Genomic DNA, 14,374 nt, shown 5'->3' with positions numbered 1-14,374 from the left:
CCGCAGCTCTTTTCTATTATAAGAATGTCCTCTTCACTTTTTCCCAGAAAGAGTTGTCCTTCAGTTTGACAGTCTTGATGATTTTGTTACTAAGTTTCACATCAAACTTTTCAACATGTTGGATACTCAAAGCTTCGTTATCCATTCCCATGATTGGATAATCATTTCCATCCTGGGCAACCTTGAAGGTAAGCTTCCGGTCTCCACTCAGGATGAAGGATGAGCCGAGTGTACGGTAATCATTGTTGTTCACTGAAGCAAGCTCGCTCACCTGCATGCAAGGCAGCAGCGGGTCGACAACGGCTCCGTTGACCGACTTGTTATACGCTGTGCTTCCTGTAGGAGTAGCGACGATCATTCCATCTCCACGGAAGGTTTCAAAATGCTTGTCATCGATATAAACATCCATGACAAAAGCTTTAATGATCGCAGAACGGACGCTGAATTCATTCAGGCAGACAAAAGTTGTATCACCATCGATTGTTACCTCGATCGTCGGATAGCGTCTGACTTCGATTTGTGAATTTGTGATTGCTTCAATCATTTTATCTGTATCCTCGAGATGGAAATCGCAATACATATTCAGGGAGCCAGTAACTGAAATGCCGGCATATAGGCAATCATCCCGGAAACCGGTCTTTCTGACAGCCTGCAGGAAGGTACCGTCATCACCAATGCTTACGATAATATTTGCTGTGCGATAGTCGGACACGATATTGAAATCATAACGGCGAGCCAGCTCATAAAGGGGCTCAACTTTTTCCAACATAGTTGTGTCGGGTGTATGGTGAAAATAAATATTACGGCGATCTGGCATATAAATTCCTCCAAACAATTCGTATTTCTTCCATAATTTTACCCACTTTTGAAATCTTTTGCTAAAATAAATGTTATTGACATCAGTTTATCATTTTTTCATAAGGTTTTGAAAGTACAAGAAACTTACAAGGGGGCTTCAAGATGAATGGGAAAAGATGGGCGGCTTTAGGAATAGCCGTCGGATTATTCATTGCGTCAACAGTTATAAATCTTCTGTCTACAGTGGCATTTAGTGACGCGGAAAATGCTTTTACGGATATGTTTGCCGTATCGGAAGAAATGTTTGCTGAAGAAATAATCGAAGAAGGTGACATGCTTAGCAAAATAGCGGTATTGTCCATCAATGGGGTAATCCAGGATACAGGTGATGCTGAATCATTCTTTGAAAGTCCACTCTATAATCATAAAGCATTCATGGAACAGCTTGATCATGTTAAAGAAGCAAAGGATGTTAAGGCGATCATCCTGCAGGTGAACTCACCTGGCGGCGGTGTCGTGGAAAGTGCGCAAATCCATGACAAGATCAAGGAGATCCAGAAGGAAACGAAAAAGCCGATTTATGTATCGATGGGGTCAATGGCCGCTTCCGGTGGTTATTATGTGTCTGCGCCGGCTGATAAAATTTTTGCCAGCCCTGAAACGCTTACCGGGTCGCTTGGTGTCATCATGCAGGGAGTTAATTATGCCGGCCTTGCCGAAAAGTATGGCGTTGAATTCACGACCATCAAAAGCGGGCCATACAAGGATATCATGAGCCCATCAAGGCCGATGACAGAGGATGAGCGCAAAATCCTTCAATCGATGATTGATAACTCATATGAGGGATTCGTGAAAGTCATTTCAGAAGGACGCGGAATGTCTGTTGAACGAGTCAAGGAAATTGCCGATGGCCGGATTTATGATGGTCGCCAGGCAAAGCAGCTGAATTTGATCGATGGATTTGGTTATCTTGAAGATGTCATCGACAGTGTCAGGAAAGATCAAAAACTAGGTGATGCTACTGTCGTCAAATACACAGAAAGCATGGGCTTTGGTTCGTTCTTCAGCTTGAGCGCACAAAAAATCATCGGGAAAGACGCAGAAATGGCAGGATTAATGAAGATATTGTCCCAGCCTAATTCTCCTCGCCTGATGTATTTATATGCGGAATAAGGAGGGATAAAATATGAATTCGGATGATTTTAAAGATCGCGACAATGTATCCTCTCAATCTGAACCAAAAGAAGACATGGATGGGTCCGAAACCCTAGATGACAAGTCTCATTTTAAGACTGAAAAGGAACATCAAATATCTCAGCCTGAATCTAGCAATTACTCACAACCTGATGGTTATGTACTTGACAAAGCTGAACCCGTGAAACATATATACGCTGGTCTCTATGCCGGTTTCTGGACACGTTTTTGGGCGTATTTGCTTGACTTGATTGTAATTGGGAGCGTCAACCGAATGATCATTAATCCTGTGTTTCGGGCACTGGATGTACCGTTGATTGAGGAGGGGGTCCTTTCCCCGATAGCCATCGCGACAGCTGTCATTTTCTATTTATATTTTGTGTTAATGACAAAGTACTTTGGCCAGACCCTCGGAAAAATGGTGTTTGGCTTGAAGGTGGTAGAGCTGGACGGCAAGGGTCTAACCTGGGGAAGCGTTATTTTCCGCGAGTGGATCGGACGTTTCATTTCAGCGACCATCATAGTTTTGTATGTGGTCGTTGCTTTTACAAAAAAGAAACAGGGCTTGCATGATTTGTTTGCTGATACAACCGTCATATACGAACCACGTTAGAATGAACCTGCTGCGGCAGGTTTATTTTTTTGCCCTTTTGTTGATAATAATAGGCTGAAAGGTTGTGGAGGACGATGAAATGGGTGCTGCTTGCCATACTGCTTCTCACGGTGCTTATACTTATAATCCTTTTTACCAAAGTTAAGATTTATTTAGATTATTACCACGGCAATGATAATGATCATTTTAAGGTAACGATTAAGGCATGGGGCGGATTAATCAAGTTCAAGATCGAAGTGCCCGTTGTGAAAATCGATGATGATTCTCCCACTATCGTGGCCGAGCAAAAAATCAAAACAGGGACCGATGAAAATATGAAACAACAAAAAACAACTCAAGTTGACAAAAATGATTTACTTAGCAGCCTTCATGATTTCAAGCAGCTGATCACCCACATCGCCGGTTTTCATAAAATTATCAGGAATTTTTTAAAGAAAGTTACGGTTCGGAATATTGAATGGCACACCATGGTTGGTGTTTCAGATGCAGCGGCGACAGGTGTGATTACCGGTGCCTTCTGGGCAGTCAAAGGCGGAGTAATCGGACTCCTGAGCAACTATATGAAAATGAAAGAAATGCCTGTCATGACGATTACACCAAGCTTTCAGCAAACTGTTTCAATTACTAGCTTTAAATGTATGATTCAACTCAGAGTCGGGCATGCTATTTTAGCAGGAATAAAGCTGGTTAAATATTGGAAAGGCGGCTGGCCGGAATTTAAATCTAAGCCATTATCCGCCCTTTCTGGTGATAATACTAATTCTGTCTAAAATAAGGAGGAAACAGGAATGTCCGACCATCCAATTCAAGGATTAATGACAACTGCCATGGAAAGCTTGAAAGAAATGATTGATGTTAACACAATCATTGGAGACCCCGTAGAAACACCGGATGGAAGCGTGATCCTGACAGTTTCAAAGGTAGGTTTCGGTTTTGCCGCTGGCGGAAGCGAATTCGTTTTGGAAAGCTCTAAAGGAGGATCAGGTGGCTCTGGCGGTTCTGGCGGCTCAGGAGGACAGTCTGGAGGTTCCCAGCACCCATTCGGAGGAGGTAGCGGTGGCGGTGTTTCAATCACGCCGATTGCTTTCTTGATCGTCAACTCTAAGGGTGTAAAAATGCTTCACCTTGATGAAAATACACATTTGTATGAGAAGATACTAGACCTTGCCCCGCAGGTTGTAGAAAAAATCCAGAACATGATGTCGAAGAAAGACCAGAACAGCCAGGAAGGCAGCCAGAACAAAAACCAAGGCCATTCTCAGGCTGATTACAACGGTCCGAAAACTGACCTGGAATTTTAACAGGTGAATACACGGAACTGCGAAAAACAACTATTTAGCAGGAAGCTGCCTTTTCCAGCGGGAAGGCAGCTTAGCTATGTACTTTGTATCCTTTTAGTAAAATAATTGCAAAAAAATTCTTTAAAAGATATATTAACACTGTACATATAATGGACAAGGAGGATGAGCAGGTATGGCATCTGTTACATTTAAGGGGAACCCAGTTACATTGCTAGGAAATGAAGTAAAGGTTGGAGACCAGGCACCGGATTTCAAAGTGCTTGCAAACGATCTTTCTGAAGTGACACTTCAGGATTCAAAAGGACAAGTACGTTTGATCAGCGTTGTTCCTTCACTTGACACAGGAGTTTGTGATGCGCAGACTCGCCGCTTCAATGAAGAAGCTGCAAACCTTGATAACGTTAAGATTTTGACAGTCAGCGTTGACCTTCCTTTCGCGCAAAAGCGCTGGTGTGGTGCAGCAGAAATTGATAATGTCCAGACTCTATCAGACCACCGCGAGCTTTCATTCGGTGAAGCTTACGGAGCAGCAATCAAGGAACTTCGCCTGCTTGCACGCGCAGTATTCGTTGTTGATTCAAACGACAAAGTAACATACGTTGAGTATGTAAGCGAAGCAACAGACCACCCTAACTACGAAGCAGCAGTAGAAGCTGCAAAGCAAGCAAACTAATACACAACCAGGAAACAAGCCGCAGAAAAAAACTGCGGCTTGTTTTGCTGTAAGAATAGGAATGTGTAAACATTAATGATATCATAGGCCCCTATCGGACAAACGTGAAGCGGGGACCAGGAAAAGTGTCCGATAGGAAGGCTCTATCGGACAAACAGAAGGCGGAAAGTGTTGGAAGTGACCGATAGAAGGGCTCTATCGGACAAACAGAAGGCGGAAAGCGTTGGAAGTGTCCGATAGGAAGGCTCTATCGGACAAACAGAAGGCAAAAAGCAGTGTAAGTGTCCGATAGACTCTCTGTACAGTCCGCCCCCATTCAGCCCCATTCAGCCCCCATTCGGACCATATACCTTGTACACAGAGCAAAACAGGTCTAAAATATATAAATATCTATTCAAATCAGGAGGAAGAAAAGTGAGTATGACTCCGGTCGAACAATTATTTACTGCATTCAATACAACTGCAGATATTTTAAAAGAAGAGTTATCATGTACATATTTGGAAGCGCTGGCTGAAAGCGGGGAAAACTTGTTTCAGGGAACAGTGCTCCAGGACGAACTTAATGAAGTCACAGCGAAACGGCTAGAAAAAGTATATAAGGAGATCAACCTTGATTCCTTTAGCAAAGAAGAAATCCGCAAAGGCTTCCAGCTTGCGATTTTAAAGGGAATGAAGGAGCATACCCAGCCGAACCATCAAATGACACCTGATTCTGTCGGCATGTTCATTGGCTACCTGGTCAATAAGTTTGTCGCCAAGAAATCATTTAGACTCCTTGACCCTGCGGTCGGAACTGGAAACCTTCTCGCTACGGTATTGAACCAGCAGACCGACAAGGAAATCGAGTCCGTCGGTGTTGAGATTGATGACCTACTGATCCGTCTGGCCTTCGTGAATGCCAACCTTCAGAAGCATCCGGTCGAATTTTTCAATCAGGACAGTCTTGAACCATTGTTTGTCGATCCTGCCGATGCGGTCATTTGTGATCTTCCAGTGGGCTACTATCCTAATGACCTCAGAGCGGAACAATATGAAGTAAAAGCAAAAGAGGGCCATACGTACTCTCATCACATGTTCATCGAGCAAAGTACGAAGCATGTGAAAGAAGGCGGATATTTGTTCTTCATGATACCTAATGGCCTTTTTGAAAGTGAACAAGCCCCGATGCTTCATGAGTTCATTAAAAACCATTTGATTGTCCAGGGTGTTTTACAGCTTCCAGCATCACTGTTTAAAAACAAGCAGGCAGCTAAAAGTATCCTTATACTACAGAAAAACGGTGAAGAAGTAATAGCACCAAAACAGGCTCTCCTTGCCGAGCTTCCAAAACTATCGGACGGAGCAGCCGTGAACAGGATGCTAAATAAAATCGATCTATGGTTTAACGAAAATAAAAATGCACAGCAATAGAACCGGCTGCATAACCGGTTCTTTTTTCATTTGTTTGTGGTATATAAAACATGCTAATGTTTTTTTCTAATCATTAGAAGTATCTGAATAAAAACTCATTTCCTATTTGGAAAAGCTTTGCTTGAAATGTGAAAAAGACAGTGTTTAAATGGGAAAATGAGAGATATAATTGCGGCCTGTGGCACACAATAATGGTGTACTATTTCACTGTATTTTTAATCAGGTTGTTATATAAAAGGAGCGGTACAAATGTCTAAAATAATTGCAATCAATGCCGGCAGTTCGTCACTTAAGTTCCAATTATTCGAAATGCCAAGCGAAGAAGTCATCACTAAAGGAATTGTTGAAAGAATCGGTCTTAAAGATTCAATTTTTACAATCTCAGTAAATGGAGAAAAGAATAAGGAAGTTACTGATATACCGAATCATGAGGTTGCGGTAAAAATCCTTCTTGATAAACTGACTTCTTTGGGAATCATTCAGTCACTTGATGAAATCGAAGGAATCGGTCACCGTGTTGTTCACGGCGGTGAAGAATTCAGTGATTCAGTATTGATCACTGAAGAGGTTCTGAAAAAAATCGAAGAGCTTTCAGAGCTTGCGCCACTGCATAATCCAGCTAACTTGACTGGTATCCGTGCATTCCAGCAGGTGCTCCCGAATGTTCCTGCGATTGCTGTGTTTGATACAGCTTTCCATCAGACAATGCCTGAAAACTCTTTCCTATACAGTCTTCCATACGACTACTATAAAAAGTATGGAATCCGTAAGTACGGCTTCCATGGTACTTCACACAAGTATGTTTCCCAGCGTGCAGCTGAAATGCTTGGCCGTCCTGTTGAACACCTGCGCCTAATTTCCTGCCACCTTGGAAATGGTGCAAGTATCGCAGCAATCGAAGGCGGCAAGTCAATCGATACATCAATGGGATTCACTCCGCTTGCAGGTGTGACGATGGGAACTCGTTCAGGTAACATCGACCCAGCATTGATTCCATACATCATGGAAAAAACAGATAAAACTGCTGATGAAGTTTTGGACGTCCTAAACAAAGAGAGCGGTATGCTAGGAGTATCCGGATTCTCAAGTGACCTTCGTGACATCGAAGACGAAGCAGAAAAAGGAAATGATCGTGCAGAGCTTGCACTGAAAGTTTTCGCGGACAGAATCCATAAATACATCGGTTCATATGCAGCCCGCATGTGCGGTGTTGACGCCATCATCTTTACTGCCGGTATTGGAGAAAACAGTTCGGCAATCCGTGCTCGTGTCCTTCAGGGCCTTGAGTTCATGGGCATCTACTGGGATCCAGCTTTGAACAAAGTGCGCGGCGAAGAAGCTTTCATCAGCTACCCGCACTCTCCGGTAAAAGTAATGGTTATCCCGACAGACGAGGAAGTCATGATCGCCCGTGACGTCGTGCGTTTGGCAAAATAAATCACTTTCAGGCAGAAGCGTACAAGCTTCTGCCTTTTTATGTGGTGATAAAGCTTGTCTAGCTTCAGCACCTAGCCCCTCGAGACGCTTGTCTAGCTGTGGCTCCTAACTCCTCGAGACGTTTCGGTCCTGCCAATGAACTCAAAAACCGACTTCGCTGTCAGGCCCTCCAGCGCTTGTCGGAGTTGGACAGTCGCCTCCGCTTTTCGATTTCGGTCTGCCCAATGAAGTCAAAGAACGATTTCACTGGTCAGCCCTCCAGCGCTTGTCGGGGCTGACCAAGGCGCTTCCGCTTTTCTTGTGCTATACTGGAAGAAAATTCACATATGCTGGAGGTTTTTCAATGCCTTTGACTCAACGGGAACAAAAGGTACTGGATGAATTAAGTGCTTGGGAAAACAATCTCTACGAGTATGAACCGAATGATTTTGAATTAGCGTATGACCGCTACCTTGAACGATCTTTTTCGCTTTTGCCTGAAGAGGTGCAGGATCGCTTTTTCACTTTATTCGACGGCTGGCTTTTCCATCTTCACTCCCTAATTCAGGGTTCACAGCTGCAGATGGATGCCAAGGAACGGATTCTTTCTGCAGGGCGGGTTTTCCAGCCCGACCTTGAAACCATTCATGATTTAAGGGAGCTGCCGATTGAACAACTTGAATTCATTGCCAGGCAGCAAATTGCCCGCCACAGACTCTATTCCTTCGTCCAGGGTGGAATGTCAGGGAGTGGAGGCAATCTTGTGCTAGGCGCAGATATGCCGGCGATGGCAGTCATTAATTTGCGGATTGTCCAACTGGTTGCGATGACCTATGGGTTCGAAGTGAACACTCCATTTGAAATGATGGTTGCATTGAAGGTTTTCCACACTGCGACAATGCCTTCGAGGATGCAGAGCGCTGGCTGGGAAGAGTTGAAAAATGACCTCGACCAGGCAGAGGATTTTTATTTCTACGAAGGCAATGATGACCTGACAGACGTGACATGGCTAGAACAGCCAATCAAACAGATTTTCAAGGGTATGGCGATCCTGATGTTCCGCAAAAAGCATGTCCAGGGCATGCCGGTGATCAGCATGGCGATCGGTGCCGGGGCAAACTACCAATTGACGAGAAGGGTCACGGACTTCGCCCATAAATTTTACCAGATGAGATATTTCAAAGAAAAAGGAGCACTTTAGAGTTATGAGTACACAGGAACATAAACAAGCTGCACCCAGCCAGGTGCGCTGCAAAGTCATAACAGTAAGCGATACAAGAACGCCAGATACAGATAAAAGCGGCAAGCTGATGATGGAAATGCTCGAGGCTGCAGGGCATAAAATAGTCGATTACGTAATTGTCAAAGACGAAGCAGAACCGATCAAATCTGAAGTAATAAAAGGCTGCAGCAACTCCGAAATTGATGTGGTGCTAACGAACGGTGGCACTGGAATTGCCAAACGAGACGTCACAATCGAAACAGTCCAGAGCATTTTTGAAAAAGAAATTCCTGGTTTCGGTGAGATTTTCCGAATGCTCAGCTATACAGAGGATATCGGTTCAGCTGCCCTGCTATCGCGTGCCGCAGCCGGAGTCGTGAATGACCGTGCCGTATTCTCAACACCAGGCTCAACAGGTGCAGTCCGACTGGCAATGGAAAAGCTGATCCTTCCTGAGATAGGACACGTGGTGAGAGAACTGACGAAGGATTTATAAATCATAACAGAGATGGAGCCTTTAAGGGTTTCATCTTTTTTTGTGGATAAAAAGGAAATTGTGAAAGCATAATCGAATAACTGTATGGAGTTTCCATATAAGAGGAAGATGACTGTGATTATTAAAGGCCAATCTCGAGAATTGATCAGTTGCAATGGTAAGTTCAGACAGGTTTGAGAGGAAAACGAGAAAAGCTGTGAAAATAACTGCGGAATCGTGACAGGTTTGGGACGAACACGAGAAAAGCTGTCAAAATAACAGAGGAATCGTGACAGGTTTGGGACGAACACAAGCAAAGCTGTCAAGAAAACCCCGGAATCGTGACAGGTTTGAGGCGAACACAAGCAAAGCTGTCAAGAAAACCCGGGAATCGTGACAGGTTTGGAGTGTACACAAGCAAAGCTGTCAAGAAAACCTCGGAATCGTGACAGGTTTGAAGCGAACACAAGCAAAGCTGTCAAGAAAGCAGCGGAATCGTGACAGGTTTGAGGCAATTACAAGAAAAGCTGACAAGGGAGGTCTAAAAGCTGTTAGAGTATATAGAAATAAACAGAAATGAAGACTTAGTGAACGAGGTAGCGGTCTTATACCAACAAGTATGGAGTAAAGAAGATGATTCCATTAGAGACCGAGTGTTGAGGCATGCAGACTATGATGGCTATAGAGGGTTTGTGGCTATTTCTGAGCAGGGGGAAGTGGCTGGTTATGCTTATGGTTACTTTTCTCAACCAGGTCAGTATTATCATGAGTTATTGTCAAATGCGTTCAACTCAGAAGAGTATCAAGACTGGTTAGAGGATTGTTTTGAGTTCGTTGAATTGGGGGTGCATCCTTCATTTAGGAATCAAGGGCTGGCAAAACAGCTGGTAACCCGGCTGTTAGATGGTGTAGAACATAAGACAGCGGTGTTAACAACTCAGCATAATAATGCTCCTGCCCGCAGCCTGTATGAAAGCCTGGGATGGATCGTTTTAAATGATGCCTTTTATCCAAATGATGATAAAGAATCATATGTCATTATGGGAAAGACACTTCAAAAGGAGCATATATGAGGTTATTAATTACGCTTATTTTCATTTTTATTGGCAGTATTCTGGTGGGTTCAACCATTGATCAACTCAGTCCATTCGGCAATGGTGTAATGAGATTAACAGGGGCAGCTCTTATGATAGGTGCCGTATATTCTTTTAATAAAAGTAAAAACAAAAAATAGCCTGGAGCTTTCAGGCTATTTTTTATGCAATAAAAAGTGCTATCGATGCATTTTCTCTGATGAAATATCCTGCTGGGTGCGATACCAAAGCCAGAGGTCATTTATGATGGACGCCAGCTCGGAAATTTCACTGTTCAGTTCGCATGAGCGGATGAAGTTGCTCTCATCGGAAAGCTGAGCTTGCTTCAGGTTGATTGTTTTTTCAAGCTCTGCGATCCTGTCAGGAATGCTGCCGCGAATTTTTTCCCAGTGGAGCAGAATTCCGTGTCGTGTATCAAGGTCATATTCTTCCCAGTTTTCTTTTAAGTCTGGCAGGGGAATGCCTAATCGGCTGTTAAAAAGAAAATATTGTTCCATATCTTATGTTGCCCCCATTCCGCTAATTCTTGCTTACATTCTACTATACTTTCAAACCTGCTTCCACACTAGTCTAATGCAAGTGCCAGTCGCTAGATCAATAAAAAATATATTTTATCTTGAAATGTTCCCAAAAACCTGTTAACTTTATAAACATGAATAAAAATTTATAGAAATGAATAAATATCCGAATATAAAAGGAGCATGAAAAATGACTAATAATAAAGTGGTGCTTGCCTATTCTGGCGGGCTTGATACATCTGTTGCAATCAAATGGCTGAAGGACCAGGGCTACGCTGTAATAGCTTGCTGCCTTGATGTTGGTGAAGGAAAGGACCTTGATTTCATTAAACAAAAAGCTCTTAAGGTCGGCGCGATCCAGTCATATGTGCTTGATGTCAAAGAAGAATTCGCCAAGGATTATGCACTTTTCGCCCTGCAGGCCCATGCATTATACGAAGGGAAATATCCGCTCGTATCAGCACTATCACGTCCATTGATTTCTAAGAAACTAGTAGAAATAGCCGAAATGGAAGGGGCAACAGCTGTTGCGCATGGCTGCACTGGAAAAGGAAATGACCAGGTGCGGTTCGAGGTTTCCATCAAAGCATTGAATCCGGATCTTAAGGTCATTGCTCCGGTACGTGAGTGGAAATGGTCACGTGAAGAAGAAATCGCTTATGCAGCCAACAATGGTATTCCGATTCCAATCAATCTCGACAGCCCGTTCTCAATTGACCAGAACCTTTGGGGAAGAAGCAATGAATGCGGAATCTTAGAGGACCCATGGCAGGCGCCTCCGGTTGAAGCTTATGAATTGACGGCAGAGCTTGAAGACGCACCGGATACACCGGATCTCATCGAGATTGAATTTGTTGAGGGTGTTCCAACAGCAATTGATGGCAAAGCATATCCCCTTTCAGAATTGATTCTTGAATTAAATGCCATTGCAGGCAAGCATGGTGTCGGAAGGATTGACCATGTGGAAAACCGCCTTGTCGGCATCAAGTCGCGTGAAGTGTATGAAGCACCTGCTGCGATGACCTTGATTAAAGCACATAAGGAACTTGAGGATATCACGCTTGTAAAAGAGGTAGCCCATTTTAAACCGGTAATTGAGAAGAAAATGACAGAATTGATTTATGAAGGCCTTTGGTTCTCTCCGCTTCAAGAAGCATTGGCTGCTTTCCTGAAATCAACCCAGAAGCATGTTACGGGTACTGTCCGCGTCAAGCTTTTCAAAGGTCATGCAATCATTGAAGGCAGAAAATCTCCGTATTCCCTTTACAATGAAAAGCTGGCCACTTACACGGCGGACGATGAGTTTGACCATAATGCTGCTGTTGGATTCATCAATCTGTGGGGACTGCCGACAGTTGTCCACAGCATGGTCCAAGGCAAGAAGGTGACAGTGTGAAGAAATTATGGGGAGGCCGATTCACCGGATCCGCTGAGGATTGGGTCGATGAATTCGGTGCATCTATTGGCTTTGACCAGGAACTGGCGGAGCAGGATATTGAGGGCAGTATCGCCCATGCCACAATGCTTGCCAAGTGCGGGGTCATTACTGAGGCAGAAGCGGATGTAATCATTCAAGGGTTGAGATCCTTGCGGCAAAAGGCGTCCAATGGCGAATTGGAATACTCTGCTAAGCTTGAGGATATCCATTTGAACATTGAACATCACCTGACTGAATTGATTGGGCCAACCGGCGGCAAGCTCCATACGGCAAGGAGCAGGAATGACCAGGTTGCTACAGATATGCACTTATACCTGAAAGAGCAGGTGTCAGAAATCATTGAATTGATCACTGATTTCCAAAAGGCACTCGTCAATCAGGCTGAACAAAACATCGAGACGCTGATGCCTGGATATACTCATTTGCAAAGAGCCCAGCCTATCTCTTTTGCCCATCACCTGATGGCTTACTTCTGGATGCTTGACCGGGATAAACAACGTTATATAGATAGCATGAAAAGAATCAATCTTTCCCCTCTAGGTGCCGGAGCGCTTGCAGGAACTACTTTTCCAATTGACCGCCATATGACAGCAGACATGCTGGGTTTTGAAGGTATCTATGAAAACAGCCTGGATGCAGTAAGTGACCGAGACTTTATACTTGAGTTCCTATCAGGCAGCTCTATTTTAATGATGCATCTGTCACGTTTGTGTGAGGAAATCATACTGTGGTCGAGCCAGGAGTTTCAGTTCATCGAGCTCTCAGATGCCTTTACGACCGGAAGCAGCATCATGCCGCAAAAAAAGAATCCGGATATGGCAGAACTGATTCGCGGTAAAACAGGCCGTGTCTATGGCAGCCTGATGGGACTCTTGACGGTATTGAAAGGATTGCCTTTAGCCTATAACAAGGATATGCAGGAAGATAAAGAGGGCATGTTCGATACTGTCAAAACAGTGAAGGGCTCCCTGAAAATTTTCGCTGGCATGGTCAGTACGATGAAGGTGAAAGACGAGAAAATGGCCAAGTCGGTCAAGAATGATTTTTCAAATGCGACGGAGCTGGCTGACTATCTGGCAGCCAAAGGAGTACCTTTTCGTGAGGCACATGAAATCGTCGGAAAGCTTGTCCTTGAGTGTATCCAAAAAGGATGCTATCTTGCAGACCTGCCACTGGAAGCATACAAATCCATGAACCCATTGTTCGAGGAAAATATTTACCAGGCATTGAATCCTTATAATGCAGTGGAAAGACGGAACAGCGCTGGAGGCACAGGTTTTTCTCAGGTGAAAATGCAAATAGAAAAAGCAAAAACAACATTATAAATGGAAAAAGCACGCAGTCTCGAAAAACTGCGTGCTTTTTTATATGTTTATTAAGGTTAATTTTCTTTGTCAGTCCGGACAACCAGGACATCACATGATGCATAGCGGGTGATATGCTCGGAGACACTTCCAATGAAAAAGCGTTCCACTGCATTCATTCCTGTTGCTCCGCAGATTATCAGGTCGGCGTTGTATTTTTTTGCAACATCTTTCGCAATTTTGACCTTTGGGGAACCATAATCGATGTCATACTCTACGTCTTTGATGCCGGCTTCAATTGCCTGCTGTTTGTAGCTTTCCATCAGCTCTGTAGCAAATTGTGTCGCACGCTCTGAAATCGTGCGGTCATACGCTTCAACAGTAGCGAAGGTGCGCAAATCGATTATGTGGGTCATGACCAGACTTGCGTCGTTTCTTTTTGCGATCTCAATGGCTTTTTTAAAAGCCCATGCTGCTTGTTTAGAACCATCAACGGCAACTAAAATGTTCTTATAGTAAAGTGCCATAGTTCTCGCCTCCTTTACCTATATTATACAACAGTTTCATTGGTATAGCTGTGACAATCCAACGAAAACTATAGATGCAAGCATCATATTGAAGGAGGATTCCACATGGATAAAAAGGAACAGCAAGGCCAGTCATTTTATGATTACGATGATCAAGGTGTCATGCAGGTAAACCAGCAAATCATGGATTCATACAACAGCGGAGTAGTCCCGCAGGAACAGATGAAAGCAGCAGTAGAGAACAACGAAGAACATAGGTAAAAGCTTTTTTCAATGAGTACTTTCAATCCAATATTCTCTTAGAAAGGTACAAAAATGAAGGAGTAGGCTTGCTGAGATTCACTGCTCTCAGCAGGCCTTTTAAGTTACTCTGATACTTTCTCTAAAATTA

General features: G+C 43.8%; 16 protein-coding genes. 13 read left to right on the top strand and 3 right to left on the bottom strand.

Features of this window, described 5'->3' with window-relative positions:
• Positions 1–16 precede the first annotated feature (16 nt).
• Positions 17–817 (bottom strand): NAD kinase, encoded by an 801-nt coding sequence (locus J7E32_RS07750; RefSeq protein WP_214906002.1) that lies wholly within the window; start codon positions 815–817, stop codon positions 17–19.
• Between the two features lie 143 nt (positions 818–960).
• Between J7E32_RS07750 and sppA the strand changes: the two genes are divergently transcribed.
• The 10 genes from sppA (at position 961) to J7E32_RS07700 (ending at position 10,175) form a co-directional block, all read left to right on the top strand.
• On the top strand, positions 961–1,971 hold the full coding sequence (sppA, locus tag J7E32_RS07745) for a signal peptide peptidase SppA (RefSeq protein WP_214906000.1): 1,011 nt from the start codon (positions 961–963) through the stop codon (positions 1,969–1,971).
• A 13-nt stretch (positions 1,972–1,984) separates the two neighbouring features.
• Positions 1,985–2,605: an RDD family protein gene (locus tag J7E32_RS07740; protein WP_214905999.1), complete on the top strand. Its 621-nt coding sequence runs from the start codon at positions 1,985–1,987 to the stop codon at positions 2,603–2,605.
• Positions 2,606–2,679: 74 nt separating this feature from the next.
• Complete coding sequence (locus J7E32_RS07735) at positions 2,680–3,375, top strand: DUF2953 domain-containing protein (RefSeq protein WP_214905997.1); 696 nt, start codon at positions 2,680–2,682, stop codon at positions 3,373–3,375.
• Between the two features lie 18 nt (positions 3,376–3,393).
• Positions 3,394–3,906, top strand: coding sequence for a GerW family sporulation protein (gene ytfJ / locus J7E32_RS07730; RefSeq protein ID WP_214905995.1), 513 nt, complete (start codon positions 3,394–3,396; stop codon positions 3,904–3,906).
• Between the two features lie 172 nt (positions 3,907–4,078).
• On the top strand, positions 4,079–4,579 hold the full coding sequence (tpx, locus tag J7E32_RS07725) for a thiol peroxidase (protein ID WP_214905993.1): 501 nt from the start codon (positions 4,079–4,081) through the stop codon (positions 4,577–4,579).
• Positions 4,580–4,993: 414 nt separating this feature from the next.
• Positions 4,994–5,989 carry a class I SAM-dependent methyltransferase gene (locus tag J7E32_RS07720; RefSeq protein WP_214905991.1) on the top strand — a complete coding sequence of 332 codons (996 nt, stop codon included), beginning with the start codon at positions 4,994–4,996 and terminating at the stop codon, positions 5,987–5,989.
• Between the two features lie 249 nt (positions 5,990–6,238).
• Entirely contained in the window at positions 6,239–7,426 is a 1,188-nt protein-coding gene (locus J7E32_RS07715; protein WP_214905988.1) for an acetate kinase, read from the top strand.
• A gap of 343 nt (positions 7,427–7,769) precedes the next feature.
• Complete coding sequence (locus J7E32_RS07710; RefSeq protein ID WP_214905985.1) at positions 7,770–8,606, top strand: EcsC family protein; 837 nt, start codon at positions 7,770–7,772, stop codon at positions 8,604–8,606.
• Positions 8,607–8,610: 4 nt separating this feature from the next.
• Complete coding sequence (locus J7E32_RS07705; RefSeq protein ID WP_214905982.1) at positions 8,611–9,123, top strand: MogA/MoaB family molybdenum cofactor biosynthesis protein; 513 nt, start codon at positions 8,611–8,613, stop codon at positions 9,121–9,123.
• A 566-nt stretch (positions 9,124–9,689) separates the two neighbouring features.
• Complete coding sequence (locus tag J7E32_RS07700; RefSeq protein WP_353654030.1) at positions 9,690–10,175, top strand: GNAT family N-acetyltransferase; 486 nt, start codon at positions 9,690–9,692, stop codon at positions 10,173–10,175.
• A gap of 200 nt (positions 10,176–10,375) precedes the next feature.
• Here the strand turns inward: J7E32_RS07700 and J7E32_RS07695 are convergent, their stop codons facing one another.
• Positions 10,376–10,693: a hypothetical protein gene (locus J7E32_RS07695; protein ID WP_214905980.1), complete on the bottom strand. Its 318-nt coding sequence runs from the start codon at positions 10,691–10,693 to the stop codon at positions 10,376–10,378.
• Positions 10,694–10,904: 211 nt separating this feature from the next.
• Here J7E32_RS07695 and J7E32_RS07690 point away from each other — a divergent pair, with 211 nt between their 5' ends.
• Together J7E32_RS07690 and argH are read left to right on the top strand one after the other, a co-directional pair.
• Positions 10,905–12,110 (top strand): argininosuccinate synthase, encoded by a 1,206-nt coding sequence (locus J7E32_RS07690; RefSeq protein ID WP_214905978.1) that lies wholly within the window; start codon positions 10,905–10,907, stop codon positions 12,108–12,110.
• Positions 12,107–13,477, top strand: coding sequence for an argininosuccinate lyase (argH, locus tag J7E32_RS07685; RefSeq protein WP_214905975.1), 1,371 nt, complete (start codon positions 12,107–12,109; stop codon positions 13,475–13,477). The genes J7E32_RS07690 and argH overlap by 4 nt, the downstream gene beginning before the upstream one ends.
• A gap of 56 nt (positions 13,478–13,533) precedes the next feature.
• On the opposite strand, the gene J7E32_RS07680 is transcribed toward argH, so the two are convergent.
• On the bottom strand, positions 13,534–13,983 hold the full coding sequence (locus J7E32_RS07680; protein WP_214780695.1) for a universal stress protein: 450 nt from the start codon (positions 13,981–13,983) through the stop codon (positions 13,534–13,536).
• 105 nt (positions 13,984–14,088) lie between these two features.
• Here J7E32_RS07680 and J7E32_RS07675 point away from each other — a divergent pair, with 105 nt between their 5' ends.
• Positions 14,089–14,244, top strand: coding sequence for a hypothetical protein (locus J7E32_RS07675; protein ID WP_214905972.1), 156 nt, complete (start codon positions 14,089–14,091; stop codon positions 14,242–14,244).
• Positions 14,245–14,374: the final 130 nt, after the last annotated feature.

It is taken from the genome of Bacillus sp. ISL-55, assembly GCF_018613155.1.
In the GTDB taxonomy this organism is placed as follows: domain Bacteria; phylum Bacillota; class Bacilli; order Bacillales; family Cytobacillaceae; genus Mesobacillus.
This window is presented reverse-complemented; position numbering and strand designations above follow the sequence as displayed.